The organism is Burkholderia sp. AU31624, assembly GCF_020420065.1.
Lineage (GTDB): Bacteria > Pseudomonadota > Gammaproteobacteria > Burkholderiales > Burkholderiaceae > Burkholderia.
This window is the reverse complement of sequence record NZ_JAIZRT010000002.1, coordinates 433,175-450,339: the sequence shown is the minus strand read 5'-3', so window position 1 is coordinate 450,339 and position 17,165 is coordinate 433,175. Positions and strand designations below refer to the sequence as shown.

The following is a 17,165-nucleotide window of genomic DNA, read 5'->3' as shown; positions in this document are numbered from 1 at the left end:
ATGCCGCCGCGCTCGCCGCATCCGCTACGAGGTCCGTGAATGGATATCGCCCTGTCCCGCCATGCGCCGAACCGGCTCGGCGCGCTGCACGCCCCCGACGAAGTCGAACGCGCGGTCGCCCATCGGCTCGGGCCGCACCGGATGGCCGCGCGTGGCCGTGATCCGTTTCATGCGGAGCTGTACGAAGTGCCGCTGCATCACGGCGCGCTGCTCGAACTCTGCTATGGCCGCGAAACGCGCATCGATTTCGGCGACGACGCCGAGCACTTCCTGTTCAGGCTGACGCTCGCCGGTGCATGCGAGCTGCAGGCCGGCAGCGTCATTGCGCGCGCCGGCCCCGGCGAGCTGACCGTGTCGTCACCGGCGCTCGCGAGCCGCCTGAGCACGAGCCCCGATTGCCGCAACCTCGTGCTGCGGCTCGAACGCGGCGCGCTCGAACGCAAGTTGCAGGACATGCTGCAAGCCACGCTCACGCGGCCGCTGCAGTTCGATCTCGCGGCCGGCGGTGCCGGCGCGGGCGCCGCGCTGCTGCTGCCGACCTTCGAATACCTGTGCCGGCTCGGCGCGCAGCCGGGCCTCGGCACGGCCGCGACGACCTTCGGTGCCGACCTCACTGCGTGGCTGATGTCACTGCTGCTCACGCACCTGCCGCATTCGTACAGCGATGCGCTCACGCGCGGCACGCCGCCGCTACCGGCGCACGTGCGGCGCGCGTGCGATCACGTCAACGCGCACCTCGGCGAACCGCTCGCACTCGCCGCGCTGGCCGCGGTCGCGGGCGTCGCGCCGCGCACGCTGCAGCACGCGTTCCGCGCGTTCCTGCACACCACGCCGGCCGCGTACGTGCGCGAATGCCGGCTCGCCGCCGTGCACGCGGCGCTGCAACGCGGCGACGCGCGCAGCGTAACCGACGTGCTGATCGCGCACGGCATCCATGGCTTCGGCCATTTCGCGAAGGCGTATGCGCGGCGTTACGGCCACGCGCCTTCCGTCACCGCGAGGCAACCCCGATGACGCACTCCGCACCCGGCCGTTCGGCGGCCCCGGCCCGTACCGAACCCGCATCGCACGACAACGACCCGTCCGAACTGCGCGTGCAGGATCTCGATCTCAACTTGCTGAAGACGTTTCGCGCCGTGTACGAGGAGCGGCACGTCGGCCGCGCGGCGCTGCGGCTCGGCGTCACGCAGCCGTCCGTCAGCTACGCGCTCGGCCGGCTGCGGCTGATGTTCCGCGACGCGCTGTTCGTGCGCACCGGCACCGGCGTCGAGCCGACACCGCGCGCGCAGCGGCTCGCGCTGTCGGTCGACAAGGCGCTCGCGATCCTGCAGGACGTGCTCGACGAAGGCTCGCGCTTCACGCCCGACAGCACGCAACGCGTGTTCCGCCTGCACATGAGCGATTTCGCGGCGAGCGCGTTTCTGCCGACGCTGCTCGCCGCGTTCGATCGCCGCGCGCCGGGTGCGGTGATCGAGACGCTGCACGTCGACGAATGTCAGCTCAACGTCGCACTCGAATCGGGGCGTATCGACTTCGCGCTCGGGCATTTCGCCGACGCATCGAGCCACTTCCAGCGCACCGCGCTGCTGCACGAGCGCTGCGTGCTGCTGATGCCGCGTCGCACCGCGCAGCGCGTCGCGCTATCCGACGATTACGTGCTCGATGGCGACGCGCCCGACACGCTGCGCTTCGTCGCGGTCACGTCGCATCCGCAATCGATGCAGTTGCTGGAACGGCACGGGCTGATGCCGCGCGTGCGCGCGGCGCTCCCCGATTTCATGGTGGTGCCCGCGCTGCTGCAGGGCGGCGACTATGCGCTGATCCTGCCGGAGACGATCGCGATCACGTTCGCGGCGCGGCAACCGTGCGCGCTGTACGAGATCGCCGGGGCGGGCGAATGGGCCGTCAACGCGTACTGGCACCGGCGCTTCGACGCCGACCCCGGCCATCGCTGGCTGCGCGCGCTGCTGCTCGAACTGTTCAACATCGGCGAGCTGGCGCCGTTCGACGCGTGGCTCGCGCCGCAGCCGCCCGCCTGCGCATAGCGGCGCGGACGGGCTGGTCCGACGGCCACGATCATTTGGCACTGGATGCTGCATGATGCGTCGCAAGCTGCGACGGGCAGCGCAACACGTCGAAAACTACATTTGACTCGGTCGAACGGCAGGCAACGGCCGGCGAGCGATCTCCTCAGCCTCGGCACGTGCGAGCCCGAGCGCTTGCAGCAGCACCGTCGCCGTGCGCTCGGGGAAATCTTCGTTGCCGAATCCGAGTGCCGCGAACCCGCGCGCCATGGGGTTGGCCGGCGCGTCGAACTGCAAGTCCGCCGCAATCGCGGCGAGCACCGTGCCTCCCACCGAAAGGACCGACAGCAGCGGATCCGCGACGACGAACCGCCCGGCGGCGGCACCTTTTTGCACATCCCGCAGGAGCCGCTGACCGAGCCCCTGGCTCAACGCGCGCGCGGACAAGCCTTCCCGGATCAGGAATTGCCCCCATACCGGTTCGCGACGCGCGCGCAGCAGCGTGTGCCGCACCGACACCGAAATGACTTCGGCCGGATCCGATAAATCCGCGGCGCAACGATCGAGCGTATCGGCGAAATCCTCGAACACCCAGTCCACGAGCGCCGTGTAGATCGCTTCTTTCGATTCGAAGTGGTTGTAGAACGAGCCGAAGCCGACATCCGCGGCCTCGGTGATCTCATTGATGGCGACACCTTCCGCCCCTTTTTCTGCCATCAGCCTGAGCGCGGCTTCGAGCAACCGGGCGCGCGTTTCGCGCTTGCGGCGGGCGCCGCGCGGCTCGCGTTCGGAAGCAGCCGTGTCTGGGATGGCCTCGGGGGGACGCTTGTCCACACGGGACGTGGGTGATTTCGCCATGGCATGTCGGTCGGACAGAGGAATCCGAGTATACGTTCAAGCATCATAATTGACAAAATCATCAGTTATGAGTTGAATGTCACTTATCGGCCGAACCGAGCCGGACGAATCAATCAATGGAGTGCTTGTGGAGACAAATGCGCAGATGGGCGCCCAGCCCGACGGTGAGCACCATCCCAGCCCGGAAGCCGCCGAAGGCTTGCCTTCGAGCGTCGACGTGCTGATCGTCGGCTTCGGTCCGGTGGGTGCCGCCGCAGCCAACCTGCTCGCGCGCGATGGCGTGAATGTGCTTGTCGTCGACAAGGCGACCGACATCTACATGGCGCCCCGGGCCATCGCGCTCGACAACGAGGCGCTGCGCATTCTTCAGCTCGTCGGCGTGACCGAGCACGACCTGGAAACCGTGGCGATCCCCTGCGTGAAGATGCGTTCGCCGCTGCTTGGAGAGTTTGGTCACGCCAATACGCTGGGCAGCATCGATGGACATCCGAAGCTGGTGACGTTTTATCAACCGGACCTCGAGCGATGCCTGCGCCACCGGTTGCGGCAATACGACTGCGCGCGGGTGGCGCTCGGCGTCGCATTGCGCGGCATCGAATCGGGACCGGAGTCCATTACTGCAACGCTGGATCTCGGGCCGGGGCGTACTCATGATGTCCAGGCGCGCTACCTGATCGGCGCCGACGGCGCGAGCTCGCTCGTCCGTCAATTGATCGGTCAGGAATTCAAGGGCAAGACTTTCGTCGAAGACTGGCTCATCGTGGACGCCCGTCACGTGCCACGCCCGATCGACCACATCGAATTCATTTGCGATCACCGGCGGCCAACGCCGCACATGACGGCACCCGGCGCGCGCGAGCGCTGGGAATTCATGCTGCGGCCCGGCGAGACGCGTGAGGAGATGGAGTCCGACGCACGCATCCGCGCGTTGCTCGCGCCGTGGGGCAATGTCGACAACATGGTGGTCGAGCGCAAGGCGGTCTACCGCTTTCACGCGCGGACGGTCAAGGCGTTCAGCCAGGGACGCGTGTTCCTCGCGGGCGACGCAGCCCATATCACGCCCCCCTTCGTCGGGCAGGGACTCGTTGCCGGGCTGCGCGACGTCGCCAATGTGTGCTGGAAGCTCGCGGCCGTCGTTCACGGGCACGCAGCGCCGCGGATTCTCGCCACTTACGATCAGGAACGTCGGCCGCATGTGAAGGCGATGATTCGCTTTGCACGGCTCATGGGGAGGCTGGTGATGCCGCGCAACGCCGCCGTCGCACTTGTCACCCACGGCCTGATGCGCGCAACGCGGCTCGTGCCGAAGTGGCGCGCCTATTTCGAAGAACTGGAGATCAAGCCCAGGAATATCTGCCGGCGCGGGCTCTTCGTCGCAGGCCGCACGCGATCCGGTCTCGTGCGTGGCGCGGTCGTGCCGCAGGGCTGGGTTCGCAGCGCCGACGGCCGCGCCTGCCTGAGCGACGACGTGCTCGGCACGGGCCTCACCTTGATCGGATTCGGTCGCGACGCAAGCGCGGCGCTCGATGCCCGGACGGCCGCGGCATTTGCCGCCTCGGGCGGAACGGTTATCCAGATCGCGCATCGCGGGCAGCGGCTGCATCTTGGCCCGAACGGCGGTTGGGAGGATCTCGAGGGCGCCTTCCTGCCGCGCGTCGCACCGTTCGGCTGGGCCGCCGTTGTGCGTCCCGACCGGGTGATCGTTCACGACGGGCCGGCGAGTGAAGCGAATCGTCTGATCGCGGAATCGCTGGCTTTACTCGGCACGCCAATCGGTGCAATGCCACCCGCAGCCGAACCCGCTCAATCTCGTCTGAGGCCTTCGTCATGCAACTGACCACACCGCAACCGGCACGTCATCCGCGCCCCACGACCAAAGCATCCGGCCTGGCGTACCTGATCTTCGATCGCACGGACCTCGTCAAGGCCGAGCGATTCCTGAACGACTTCGGACTACGTACCGTTTCGCGTGACAGCGAGCGGTTGTTCCTGCGCGGCACGGACCCGGCGCCATTCTGTTACGTTGTCCGGCAGGCGTCCAGAGACCGCTTCGTCGGCTTCGGCTTGCGTGTGAATCGCATCGAAGACCTGCATGCGCTGGCACGCGTGCCCGGTGCATCGGACATCGAGGGGGCCGATGCGCCGGGCGGCGGCCAACGCGTGCGGCTTGTCGATCCGTCCGGCTTCCGAGTCGATGCCGTGTTCGGGCAGGCATTGTCCGGCGCGTTGCCGCACCGGGCGCCCCTGCCGTTCAACACGGCGCAGGCCGCCGCCCGTATCAACGAAACGCAGCGCCCGCCGTCGGGGCCGCCGGAAGTCATCAAGCTCGGGCACGTGGTGCTGGAACTCGCGGATTTCCAGAAAACCTGCGCGTGGTACACGCAGCATTTCGGGTTCATCCCGAGCGACGTGCAACTCCTTCCCGACGGTTCACCCGCGGTGACGTTCATGCGGCTCGATCTCGGCTCGACCCCCACGGACCATCACACACTCGCGCTGGCCCAGGGTTTCGCACCGCTCTACAGCCATAGCGCTTACGAAGTCGTGGACGCCGATGCGGTCGGCATGGGCCAGCGCGTATTGCGTGACCACGGATGGAGGCATGCATGGGGCATCGGGCGGCATATTCTCGGCAGTCAGATCTTCGACTATTGGCAAGACCCGTGGGGCGACAAGCACGAGCATTACTGCGACGGCGATCTGTTCACGTCCGAGGTGCCCCTGGGTGTGCATGCAGTCAGTCGTGAAGCGATGTCGCAGTGGGGGCCGACGATGCCGCGCAGTTTCACCCAACCCAAATTCACGCTCGCCAGCGTGACCGCGCTCGTCCGCAGTCTCCGGCGCAGCCCCGACGTGACGGTAGGCAAGCTGAAAGCGCTCGCCAGGCTGTTTGCGTGACGCGGCGCCCATTCGTCCAGCCATTCGAGGCACACTCATGTCATTGCATGTCCTGCACTACAAGCATCAAGGCCGCGCCCAATGGGGCGTCATTCGCCATGGTGCGATCACGCCGATTCCAGGCGAATTCGCGACGACCGCCGACTTCGTTCGCGCGAACCCGATCGAGACGTTGCTTACGCTTTCCGGGCCGACGATCCCGGAATCGAACGTCGAGTGGCTCTCCCCCGTCACGCGCAATCAGCAATTCGTGTGTCAGGGCGCGAACTACCGGCAGCACATGATCGAATCCGGCATGGACCCCGACGCGAAGACATTCAACATGATCTTCGCGAAGGCGACGAGCTGCATCGCGCCAGCCGATTCGCACGTCGTGCGGCCGCGCGGCGTGCGCTTTCTCGATTACGAGATCGAATTGGGGCTGGTCATGAAGCGGGATGTCACGGCTCGCCAGCGGATCACGCTCGCGAATCTGCACGAGTACCTCGCAGGTGTCGTCATCGTGAACGATTACTCGGCGCGCGACGTACAGATTCCGCAGATGCAGTTCTACAAGGGCAAGAGCTACCGGACGTTCGGACCGGTCGGCCCTTACCTGTGCATGCTGGAGGCGCACGACATCCCGAAGCTGCGCGGACTGGATCTGACGCTGACCGTCAATGGACAGGTCCGGCAGAAGGATTCGACGGCCAATCTCGTCTATGGACCGGCCGAAACACTGGCCGAGCTGTCAGGCGTTCACGACCTGCATGTCGGCGACCTGATCGCGACCGGCACGCCATCCGGCTGCGCGTTGAGCGTTCCGTCGCCGGTGAAGCAACGTATCGCCGGGCTGCTTCCCGAGGCCGCCAAATGGCGCATGTTCATGAAAATTCAGGCCGGCAGAAGCCAGTATCTGCAGCCCGGTGACATCGTCGAAGCGCACATCGCCAGCGCGGACGGACTCATCGATCTCGGCGTGCAACGCAATCGTATCGTGGAAGAGGTCGCATGAACGGGATTGCCAATCAGACGGACGTTATCGCAATCGAGGCGAGCGGTCCGCCGGCGGATTTGCCGGCCAGCACGTACGAGATGATCTGCCGCGGCGCGGCACTCGATCCGTCCGCGCCTGCCCTGTCGTTTTTCCTGCGCGCCGACGATCATCGCAACGTCGCGCGCTGGACTTATCGCGAACTGGTCCGCGACATCACGCGCACTGCGAATCTCTTCACCCGCCTCGGCGTGCAACGGGACACGGTGATCGCTTATATCCTGCCGAACCTGCCCGAAACGCATTTTGTGATCTGGGGAGGCGAGGCGGCGGGGGTGGTCTGTGCGATCAATCCGCTGCTCGAGTCAGCCGCGATCGCAGACCTGCTGAACGCGGCAAGGGTGGAAGTGCTCGTGACGCTGGCGCCATTTCCCGGCACCGACCTGTGGTCAAAAGTCCAGCCGGTGCTCGATCGGGTCGACACGCTCCGGCATCTGGTACTCGTCAATCTCGCCGATCGCGTGCGGGCACCGAAGCGGTTTGTCGCCTACCTGCTGCAGCGCCGGGAATGTGCGAGGTTGTACGGCTCCGGCGGTGTGCGTGGCGCGGTGCCCGAACGAATCGGGATCCACGATTTCGGTCGATCGGTCGCGCGGGAATCGGGGGCGGCGCTCGACAGCGGCCGGCATTTCCATCCCGAGGACCATTCATCGTATTTCTGTACCGGCGGTACGACCGGCTTGCCCAAGATCGCGATGCGCCGCCATGGCAACGAAGTCGCCAATGCCTGGAGCGTCGGCCAATTTTTCGGTGCCGGCATGGGGCCCGGCAAGACCGTCTTCTGCGGACTGCCGCTGTTTCACGTCAATGCCGTGCTGGCGACCGGGCTCGTGCCCTTCTCGCGCGGCGCCCATGTCGTGCTGGGCACACCGCAAGGCTATCGCGGCGAAGGTGTCGTCAAGCGCTTCTGGGAATTGGTCGAACACCATCGCATCAACTTCTTCAGCGGCGTGCCGACGCTCTATGCGTCACTGCTCGACGTCCCGATCGCCGGCAGAAACATCGATTCGCTCGAATATGGCCTGTGCGGTGCGGCTCCGATGCCGATCGAAGTGTTCCGGACGTTCCAGGAACGCACCGGGATCCGAATTCTGGAAGGTTATGGCCTGACCGAGGGCGCGTGCGTCAGCAGCATCAACCCGCCGCTCGGCGAGCGCCGCCTCGGATCGATCGGACTGCGTGTCCCGGGCCAGGCGATGAAGGCGATCGTCGTCGATGACGATGGCCGGTTTGTCCGCGACTGCGTCGCAAACGAAGTGGGCCTGCTCGTCATCGCGGGGCCGAACGTCTTTGCCGGCTACCTGCAACCGGAACAGAACAGGGAACTCTGGCTTGACTTGAGTGATGGACGCCGCTGGCTCAACACCGGCGATCTGGGTTGTGCCGATGAGGACGGCTATTTCCGGCTCACGGGCCGCAAAAAGGACCTGATTATCCGAGGTGGCCACAATATCGATCCGGCAACGATCGAGGAGCCGCTACATCGCCATCCGGCGGTTCAGATCGCGGCTGCAATCGGGCGACCGGACGCGCATGCCGGCGAATTGCCGGTGGCCTACGTACAGCTCAAGGCGGGCGCACATGCCACCGAGGATGATCTCGCGGAATTCGTACGCGGAGAAATCGGCGAGCGCGCGGCACTGCCGAGGCAGATCCGGATCGTGGACACGATGCCATTGACGGCCGTCGGGAAGATCTTCAAGCCTGAATTGAAGCGACGTGAAACGGCCGACGCGCTTCGCTCCGCACTCAACGAGGCCGGCATGGCCAACGCCCGCGTCACCGTCGAAAGCGATGCGTCGCGTGGTGTGTCAGCGCATATCGCACTTGCGGACCCGGCACTCGAAGCGCAGGCAGTTGCGGTGCTGGGACGCTTCCCCTTCGCATTCACTATCGATGCAACGGTGCGGTCGCCGGTCGATGTACACGCGGACGACGGACCGGCCGACCACGAGCGGAACCGATAACGGCGACGTGGCGCACGCTTGCAACGGCTGACCGGAGCGCGACATTGCCCGACCCTTGATGTCGGCGGTGTCGCCCTTGGCGGCCATGACGTCGAAGCGGATCGTCGTTGATACCCATTTTTTTTCGATCATTAACTTAGTAGTTCGAACTTAAAAAATATGATCACACGGCGAAAGAGTATCGACCGGCACGCTTGAATTTCCGACAAAACCATAGACCGCCGACCTCGAAACCTCAATAAGGCCGTGGCGCGACACAGTTTGATCCACCAATGGAAGGAGACGAAATGGAAGACAGGAAGACGTTGAGAACGGTTGGCGTGGCGGCGCTTGTCTGTGCCGCGGCATGTGCCGCCCCCGCAAACGCGCAGTCGAGCGGCAGCATGCAACTGGGGATCGGCTGGCTGCATGTCATGCCGCAGGGAAACGCGGATCCCATCGTCGTCGAAAGCGTTGCCGGTGCACCGGTGAATCAGCAGCAGGCCGGGACTGGCGCTCATGCTGATACCTCGGACGCCGCGAGCTTGATGGCGGAATACTTCGTGACGGACAATATCGGCATCGCGTTTCTGGCCGGCACGCCGTTTACGACCGACCTGGTCGGCAGCAACTCGCTGGCTGCGTTCGGGGTGATCGGCAAAACGAAACCGATGGCGCCCGTTCTCGAAGTCAGATATCACTTTCGTGCGGCCGATGCCAGATTCAGACCATTTGTCGGACTGGGCGTCAACTACACGTGGTACTCGAAAACGCGCATCGTCAATCAGGCGTTCCTCGACGCGACATGCGGGCCCGGCTGTACGACTCGCGCGTCGCTCAGCGCTTCGTGGAATCCGACGTTCGAGCTCGGTGCGAACTATGCGCTCGCCAAGCATTGGTCGATCAATGCGTCCCTGTCCTACATCCCGTTGTCGACCACATTGACGACGAATGCCGCGTCCCCCAGCGGCGTCGATATCGTGACAAAAATGCGCATCAGGGTGAATCCGATCGTTACCCACCTCGATATCGCTTACACATTCTAGTGCTCGCGGACAAGCATCGACCGGAGCGTCGCTTCCGGGTCGTTCGCCCGTTCATTGTCCCCGGCCAACGGGCAAGCAGCAGGCGCCGCATGGCGCGGAAAAGCGCCCGCCCCCGTTGTAACAGGATCGACGAATCAGAACGACGTGAGGATGCCCGCGACGATCGAACTGGCGGTCGCGCCCGGCTTCGCGACCGCGACACCCCCACCCGCCGCGCCGTTCACGACGAAGCGTGCATGCGCGCCGTTGCGCACCATCGCGGCGCCCGTGTACAGCACCGTGCGCTTCGACAGCGGATAGTCGAAGCGGATGCCGTACGAATCGGCGTTGCCGTCGCTGTCCGCGACCTTGCGGTAGTGGCCCACGCTCAGCAACAGCGACGCACGCCCGATCGGCACCGTCGCGCTCAACTCCATGATGTCGCTGTGCGGATACGCGCTCTGGCTGTCGATCGCGGTCGCGACGTCGGGGCCGCCGCGATGGCGCATGTACAGCGCGGCCACCTTCACGACGCTGAAGTCGTACGAAATCGCGCCGAGCGTGTAGTTGCCGTTCGCGGCCGGGCTCGTGCCGCCAAGCGCGGACGCCGCCACCGGGCTGAACTTCTGCTGCATATAGTCGACGTCGACCGACAGGCCGCCCCGCACGTAGTTGAGCCCCGCGCCGTACGTATCGCCGAGTGTCGCCGGCTGCCCGGCCGCGCCGTTGGTGCCGCGCGCGGCCATCGCGCGCAGCATGAAGCCCGCATAGCGCGGCGACGTGTAGCGCATCGAGTTGCGCACGCGCAGGAACGCGGGCCCGACGAAGTTGTTCGTCGCATTGCCCCACGCGAGCCCCGCGCCGAGGCCCGGCAGGCTGTACGTGACGAGCGTCGTGTGCAGGATCGTGTAAAGCTCGCCGAACTGCACGCCGCCGAACGGCCCCGTGATGCCGACCCACGCCTCGCGGCCGAACAGTGCGCTGCTGTTCGACAGTGCGCCGCTTGCCGCGTTGAAGCCATCCTCCAGCTTGAAGATCGTCGCGTAGCCGCCGCCGAGATCCTCGACGCCCTTCAGCCCCCACTGCGACGCGAACAGGTTGCCGCTGCCCATGCGCGTCACGTGGTTCGGCCCGGCGTTCGCGTATTCGATCGCGGTGTCGACGCGGCCGTAGAGCGTCACGCTCGATTGCGCGAAGGCGGGCAACGCCGCGCAGGCAAGCAGCGCGGCAAGCGGTACGGCAAGCCGGTCGGCCCGCCCGTTCGGTTGGTTCATCGTCGTCGTCCCGTAGAGTCTGCGGCGCAGTTCGGCGCCGCGCCGCGTGGTATGAAGCGCGTTCGCCGCGAAGGGCCAACGCTGCCGATCAAAAACGGGCCGAGTCTAGGAACGACAATTTCGGACGTCGACGCAATGCGCTCTATAACGCTTATAGATGCGCCGCATGAGGCACGTGCGCCCCGCCGCACGCGCGCTGCGCGGCGGCCGGTGCGCGGGACCCTGGTGTTTTCTTTATCCGGGTCGGTAAATGCCCGTGTGGCGCGGCTGTCACTCCGGCTATGGCGGCTGAATTTGGCCGACTACGCTGCGTCTCCGATACGTGCCCCCCGCACGCCTTCGCGCCGCGACAGCGCACGGCCCGCCAGGCCGCTGCCGCGCGTTTCCACCGCCCGCTCCTGGAGAATCCGCATGTCCGCATCCACGGCCCGCGCTGCCGGCAAGCGCTATACGTACGAATGGTATGTCGTCGTCATCTGCATGCTCGCGTACGTCTTCTCGTTCGTCGACCGCCAGGTCCTCGTGCTGATGATCGAGCCGATCAAGCGCGACCTGCACCTGTCCGACACGCAGTTCAGCCTGCTGAACGGCTTCGCGTTCTCGCTGTTCTATGCGGTGATGGGGCTGCCCGTCGCCTATCTCGCCGATCGTTACGCGCGCCCGCGCATCATCTCGCTCGGCATCGCGCTGTGGAGCGTCGCGACCGCCGCGTGCGGGCTCAGCCAGCACTTCGTGCAGATGTTCATCGCACGGATGGGCGTGGGTGTGGGCGAAGCCGCGCTGTCGCCCGGCGCGTACTCGATGCTCGCCGACTACTTCCCGAAGGAGAAGCTCGGGCGCGCGATCGCCGTGTATTCGCTCGGCTCGTTCATCGGCGGCGGTGTCGCGTTCCTGATCGGCGGCTACGTGATCGCGCTGCTCAAGCATGCGAGCGCGTTCACGCTGCCGGTGGTCGGGCAGGTGCATGCGTGGCAGGTCACGTTCCTGATCGTCGGGCTGCCGGGGATCCTCGTGGCGCTCCTGTTCGCCGCGACCGTGCGCGACCCGCAGCGCAAGGGGCTCGCGCAGGATCGCTCGGGCGCGGTGCGGCGCGTATCGATGCGCGATTCGCTGCGCTTCGTCCGCACACATCGCGCGACCTTTTCGTGCCACTACCTCGGCTTCTCGTTCTACGCGATGACGCTGTACTGCCTGCTGAGCTGGACGCCCGCGTTCTATATCCGCCGCTTCGGGATGACGGCCGTCGAAGCCGGCTACACGCTCGGCATCGTGCTGCTGGTCGCGAACACGGCCGGCGTGTTCTGCGGCGGGTGGCTCAACGACTGGCTGCTGCGGCGCGGCCGCGAGGATGCGCCGATGCGCGCCGGCGCGACCGGCGCCGCGTGCATGGTGATCCCCGCGACGCTGTTCACGCAGCTCGACTCGCTGCCCGCGTCGCTCGCGATGCTCGTGGTCGCGATGTTCTTCGCGTCGTTCCCGATGCCGACGTCCACCGCCGCGATGCAGACGCTCGCGCCGAACCAGATGCGCGCGCAGATCTCCGCGCTGTTCCTGCTCGTGTCGAACCTGATCGCGCTCGGGATCGGCACGACCGTCGTCGCGCTGTTCACCGACCGCGTGTTCGGCGCGCCGGCGGCGGTCGGTCATTCGATGTCGATCGTCAACGTCGCGGCGGCCACGCTGGCCGCGCTGCTGCTCGCCGCCGGGTGCCGGCACTATCGCCGCAGCCTCGATCGCGAACGCGGCCTGGCGTCCGCCGCCGCGCCGCACACGGCCGAGACGGGCAACGCGATCGCCGCGCGATGAACACCGGGCGAGATCGGGCGCAATCAGGCGCAATCGCGCCGCCCGCCCATCATCCATCCCACTGATTCAGGTATCGCTTTTTAATCGATTTGATTTATGTGATGCCCATCCCTATTCTCGATCGCATGACGGCGCGGTGTCTGCCGCGCCGCGCGCCCTCTACCCCACGGATTGACCCATGCAAGCGAACCGCCACCAAGTCCGGATCGACGCGCTGATCGACGCGGCGCAGGACATCCGCTGTTTCCGGGTGTCGCGCGTCGACGGCCAACCGTTCGACGCGTACGAACCGGGCGCCCATATCGATGTGACCGCGCCGTCAGGCATCACGCGGCAGTACTCGCTGTGCGGCAACCCCGACGAGCGCGGCAGCTACCTGTTCGCGGTGAAGAAGGAAGCGCAGTCGCGCGGCGGCTCGCGTTCGCTGCACGACGATGTGCAAGTCGGCGCCGAGCTGTCGATCGGCGCGCCGCGCAACCTGTTTCGTCTGACGGATGACGCGAGCGAGCACGTGCTGATCGCGGCCGGCATCGGCATCACGCCGCTGCTGTCGATGGCGTATGCGCTGCACCGGCGCGGCGCGCGCTACCGGTTGCACTACTTCGCACGCAGCCGCGAGCATGCGGCCTTCGTCGCGGAGCTGTCGGCCGAGCCGTTCGCGTCGCACGTGACGTTCCACTACGGCGTCGAGCCCACAGCGCTCGCGGTCGAGCTGAACCGCTGCGTCGAATCGGTCGACGCGCATGCACACGTTTATACATGCGGCCCGGGGCCGTTCATGGATGCGGTCGTCGCGGCGGCCGCGACGCGCTTGCCGGAAGATTCGATCCATCTCGAACGCTTCGCGGCGGAACCGGCCGCCGCCGATGCGGGCAATGCCGATGCCGGCGCCGGCCCGGCCGCCGACGGTTTCGAAGTGCGCCTGCAGCGCAGTGGGCAATCGGTACGCGTCACGGCCGACACGTCGATCGTCGACGCACTCGCACGCATCGGCATCGAAGTCGACACGTCATGCGGCGAAGGCGTGTGCGGCACCTGCATGGTGCCCGTGATCGACGGCGAGCCCGATCATCGCGACCATTGCCTCAGCAAGGCAGAGCGCGCGAGCAATGCGGTGATCTGCTGCTGCGTGTCGCGTGCGCGCTCCGCGGTGCTCGTGCTCGATCTTTGACGCGCGAGGTCCGGGGCGACGTCCGTCAAGGACGTCGCGCGCGCTCGAACTGCTCGACGCATTCGCCCAGTCACACGCGCATCCAATGCGCTGCCCGCGCTCTCGTGGATCAAACGTCACCGACACGCTCGACGAGCTCGACCAGCAGTGTGAGCATCCACGCGCTGCCCTCGTCCTCACGTGTCACGCGTCACGCGTCGTCGCGCGATCCGACCCGCTCGGCAAGCAACGCGTGCAACCGTGCGTTGCTGGCGTCCTCATCGATCACACGTCATCGAACCGCTCGACAAGCTCGGCCAGCAACGTGCGCATCCACGCATTGCCCTCGTCTTCATGAAAATGCTCGTGCCAGTGCATCGTCACCGGCGCGGGCGGCAGCGTGACGGGCAGCTCGTACAGGCGGAACGCATTGTCGCGGTTCAGGATCTGCGCGAGCCGCTTCGGCAGCGTCGCATACAGATCGGTGACCGACAGCACGCTCGGCAGCGCGACGAAGTGCGGCACTTCGAGCGCGATGTTGCGGCCCACGCCTTGCGCGCGCAACGCATCGTCGAGCGCGTGGTGGCTGTGCTCGACCGATTTCACATTGATGTGCGCGGCGCGCACGAATTGCTCGAGGCTCAGCGCGGCGCCGCTCGGCACCCCGCGCCGGCGGCCCGTCATGCACACGTAGGTTTCCTCGAACAGCGTCTGGTGACGCGTGCGCGGCATCAGCTCCGGCAGGTTGCCGATCGCGAAATCCAGCCGGCTCGCGCGCAGCGCTTCCTCGATCTCCTCCACCGGCAGCGGCTGCACGCTCAGCGTCACGCGCGGCGCGCGCTCGCGCAGCGCCTGGCAGATCGCCGGCAGGTACGCCATCTCGCCCGCATCCGACAACGACAGCCGGAACGTGCGCGTGCTGGTGGCCGGATCGAAGCGCTCCGCGTAGCGCAGCGCCACGCGCACCATGTCGAGCGCCTTGCCGACGATGCCCGCGAGTTCGAGCGCGACCGGGGTCGGCTGCATGCCCGCGCGCGTGCGCACGAACAGCGGATCGTCGAACAGCGTGCGCAGCCGGCCGAGCGAATAGCTGACGGCCGGCTGCGACAGCGCGAGCCGCTCGCCGGCCTTCGTCAGGCTACGCTCCTCGACGATCGCCTGGAACACACGCAACAGGTTCAGATCGAGATGATCGACCGATGTCATGACCGCCTCCATTATTTGCCGTATTTATTGATCGGCCAATTTTAGATCAATTTGACGGATATGTAGTGGGAGACGAGACTGGGTACTCGACACCGCGCACGACGCGCCCCGATTTCGCGACTCTTTCCCCCACACGACGATGAGCGACATTTCCTACCAGACGATCGACACCAGCGCGTTGTATGGCCTCGCGCAACCCGACCGCATCGCGCCCGCGATGTATCACGACCCCGCGCTGTTCGAAGCCGAGCTCGACCGCATCTTCTACCGCACCTGGATCTGGGTCGCCCACGAAAGCGAGCTGCCGAACCCGGGCGACTTCATCACGACGACGATCGGCCGCCAGCCGGTGATCGTCGTGCGCGACAAGACCGGCGAGATCAACGTGCTGCAGAACCGCTGCCGCCATCGCGGCGCGACCGTGTGCGAATCGCACAAGGGCAACGCGAAGGGCTTCACGTGCCCGTATCACAGCTGGTCGTACGCGCTCGACGGCACGCTGCGCGCGCTGCCGTACGGCGACGGCTACGAAGGCGTGTGCGAGAAAGGCGACCTGCCGCTCGTGAAGCTGCGCGTCGGCGTGTACCAGGGGCTGATCTTCGCGAGCTTCAACGACGCGATCGAACCGCTCGAGGATTTCCTGGGCGGCGCGAAGCCGTGGATCGACCTGTTCATGAAACAGGGCGCCGGCTACCCGATCAAGGCGAACGGCGAGCACAAGTTCAAGTTCAAGGGCAACTGGAAGATCCAGCTCGAGAACACGACCGACCTCTATCACTTCCCGGTCGTGCACAAGTCGTGGATGAAGTCGATCGACGACGAGACGGCCGCCGCGATCACGAGCTTCATGACGAGCGAGGACGCGTTCTGCCGCGGGCTCGGCAACGGCCACAGCCTCGCGGTGCTGATGCCCGAGCTGATCGACCTCGACGAAGACGACGGCACGCCGCTGCCCGAGCGCTTCGCGCCGCTCGCGGCCAAGCTCGCCGAGCGCCACACGCCGGAGGAAGTGCGCCGCATCGTGCGCTCGCTGATGGGCGTCGGCTTCAACCTGAACCTGTTCCCGAACCTCGCGCTGTCGATGGCGTTCTTCCGCGTGCTGCGGCCGATCTCCGCGAACGAAACCGAGATCCGCCACGTCGCGCTCGCGATGGACGGCGGCCCCGACGAAGCGAATCGCGAGCGGCTGCGCATTCACGAACACTTCCAGGGCCCGTTCGGTTTCGGCAGCCCCGACGACGCGGAAGCGTGGGAGCGTGTACAACGCGGCGCGCATGCGGGCCCCGACGTGCCGATCCTCGTGAATCGCGGGCTGAACCGCGAGACGACTGCCGCGAACGGCGAAAAGACCGCGCATGCAACCGACGAGACCGGCATGCGCGAGGCCTACCAGCAATGGCGCAAGATGATGGAGCAACAATGATGGACGACCGCAACGCCCTCTTTTCCGAGCAGACCTTCGCCCGCGCGGTCGAATTCGTGTGGCGCGAAGCCGAGATGCTCGACCGCCGCGACTATCGCGCGTGGCTCGACCTATGGCAGCCGGCCGGCCACTACGTGGTGCCGATCGATCCCGACACGACCGACTTCGCCGCGACGCTGAACTACGTGTTCGACGACCACGACATGCGCGAGAAGCGCGTGCAGCGGATGGTGTCCGGCTATTCGGCGTCGGCCACCGACGCGGCGCGCACGGTGCGGACCGTGTCGCGCTTCACGCTGGAAAGCGGCAGCGCCGACACCGTCGAGCTGAAATCGGCGCAGGTCGTCGTCGCGTACAAGCGCGGGGTCGCGACGCTGTTCGCGGCCGATGTCACCCACAAGCTTCACGTCGATGCGGAAGGCGAGATGCGGATCGCCGAGAAGGTCGTGCGCCTGATCGATTCGACCGAAGCGCTCAGCGCGATCGGCTTCCTGCTGTAAACGGCCGCCGGTTCGCCATCGC

The 17,165-nt window shown here is 66.3% G+C and carries 14 protein-coding genes; 11 read left to right on the top strand and 3 right to left on the bottom strand.

Annotated features, from left to right (window positions below):
* Positions 1 to 39: 39 nt before the first annotated feature.
* Both LGM89_RS07320 and LGM89_RS07315 read left to right on the top strand, forming a co-directional pair.
* Complete coding sequence (locus LGM89_RS07320) at positions 40 to 1,014, top strand: AraC family transcriptional regulator (protein ID WP_226272716.1); 975 nt, start codon at positions 40 to 42, stop codon at positions 1,012 to 1,014.
* Positions 1,011 to 2,045 (top strand): LysR family transcriptional regulator, encoded by a 1,035-nt coding sequence (locus tag LGM89_RS07315; protein ID WP_226272715.1) that lies wholly within the window; start codon positions 1,011 to 1,013, stop codon positions 2,043 to 2,045. The genes LGM89_RS07320 and LGM89_RS07315 overlap by 4 nt, the downstream gene beginning before the upstream one ends.
* A gap of 96 nt (positions 2,046 to 2,141) precedes the next feature.
* On the opposite strand, the gene LGM89_RS07310 is transcribed toward LGM89_RS07315, so the two are convergent.
* A complete protein-coding gene (locus LGM89_RS07310) occupies positions 2,142 to 2,882 on the bottom strand; it encodes a TetR/AcrR family transcriptional regulator (protein WP_089497609.1) in 741 nt (246 codons plus the stop codon).
* Positions 2,883 to 3,027: 145 nt separating this feature from the next.
* Between LGM89_RS07310 and LGM89_RS07305 the strand changes: the two genes are divergently transcribed.
* The 5 genes from LGM89_RS07305 to LGM89_RS07285 all read left to right on the top strand — a co-directional run bounded on the left by LGM89_RS07305 (position 3,028) and on the right by LGM89_RS07285 (position 9,805).
* Complete coding sequence (locus LGM89_RS07305; RefSeq protein ID WP_226273009.1) at positions 3,028 to 4,719, top strand: bifunctional 3-(3-hydroxy-phenyl)propionate/3-hydroxycinnamic acid hydroxylase; 1,692 nt, start codon at positions 3,028 to 3,030, stop codon at positions 4,717 to 4,719.
* Entirely contained in the window at positions 4,710 to 5,780 is a 1,071-nt protein-coding gene (locus LGM89_RS07300) for a VOC family protein (protein ID WP_226205608.1), read from the top strand. The genes LGM89_RS07305 and LGM89_RS07300 overlap by 10 nt, the downstream gene beginning before the upstream one ends.
* Before the next feature lie 37 nt (positions 5,781 to 5,817).
* Complete coding sequence (locus LGM89_RS07295) at positions 5,818 to 6,774, top strand: fumarylacetoacetate hydrolase family protein (RefSeq protein ID WP_089497612.1); 957 nt, start codon at positions 5,818 to 5,820, stop codon at positions 6,772 to 6,774.
* Complete coding sequence (locus LGM89_RS07290; RefSeq protein WP_226205606.1) at positions 6,771 to 8,780, top strand: acyl-CoA synthetase; 2,010 nt, start codon at positions 6,771 to 6,773, stop codon at positions 8,778 to 8,780. Before LGM89_RS07295 ends, LGM89_RS07290 begins: the two co-directional genes overlap by 4 nt.
* A 287-nt stretch (positions 8,781 to 9,067) precedes the next feature.
* The gene (locus LGM89_RS07285; RefSeq protein WP_226272714.1) at positions 9,068 to 9,805 is read left to right on the top strand and encodes an OmpW/AlkL family protein; all 738 of its coding nucleotides are present in this window, start codon (positions 9,068 to 9,070) and stop codon (positions 9,803 to 9,805) included.
* Between the two features lie 134 nt (positions 9,806 to 9,939).
* Here LGM89_RS07285 and LGM89_RS07280 read toward each other — a convergent pair whose 3' ends face one another.
* Positions 9,940 to 11,058: a porin gene (locus LGM89_RS07280; protein ID WP_226272713.1), complete on the bottom strand. Its 1,119-nt coding sequence runs from the start codon at positions 11,056 to 11,058 to the stop codon at positions 9,940 to 9,942.
* A 411-nt stretch (positions 11,059 to 11,469) separates the two neighbouring features.
* Here LGM89_RS07280 and LGM89_RS07275 point away from each other — a divergent pair, with 411 nt between their 5' ends.
* Positions 11,470 to 12,864 carry a spinster family MFS transporter gene (locus tag LGM89_RS07275; protein ID WP_226272712.1) on the top strand — a complete coding sequence of 465 codons (1,395 nt, stop codon included), beginning with the start codon at positions 11,470 to 11,472 and terminating at the stop codon, positions 12,862 to 12,864.
* A gap of 178 nt (positions 12,865 to 13,042) precedes the next feature.
* Positions 13,043 to 14,035, top strand: a complete 993-nt coding sequence (locus LGM89_RS07270) for a PDR/VanB family oxidoreductase (protein ID WP_226272711.1) — start codon at positions 13,043 to 13,045, stop codon at positions 14,033 to 14,035.
* A gap of 264 nt (positions 14,036 to 14,299) precedes the next feature.
* On the opposite strand, the gene LGM89_RS07265 is transcribed toward LGM89_RS07270, so the two are convergent.
* The gene (locus LGM89_RS07265; RefSeq protein ID WP_089474252.1) at positions 14,300 to 15,220 is read right to left on the bottom strand and encodes a LysR family transcriptional regulator; all 921 of its coding nucleotides are present in this window, start codon (positions 15,218 to 15,220) and stop codon (positions 14,300 to 14,302) included.
* Positions 15,221 to 15,359: 139 nt separating this feature from the next.
* Here LGM89_RS07265 and LGM89_RS07260 point away from each other — a divergent pair, with 139 nt between their 5' ends.
* Both LGM89_RS07260 and LGM89_RS07255 read left to right on the top strand, forming a co-directional pair.
* Positions 15,360 to 16,643 carry an aromatic ring-hydroxylating oxygenase subunit alpha gene (locus LGM89_RS07260; protein WP_226272710.1) on the top strand — a complete coding sequence of 428 codons (1,284 nt, stop codon included), beginning with the start codon at positions 15,360 to 15,362 and terminating at the stop codon, positions 16,641 to 16,643.
* Complete coding sequence (locus LGM89_RS07255) at positions 16,640 to 17,143, top strand: aromatic-ring-hydroxylating dioxygenase subunit beta (protein WP_226272709.1); 504 nt, start codon at positions 16,640 to 16,642, stop codon at positions 17,141 to 17,143. The genes LGM89_RS07260 and LGM89_RS07255 overlap by 4 nt, the downstream gene beginning before the upstream one ends.
* Positions 17,144 to 17,165 lie beyond the last annotated feature (22 nt).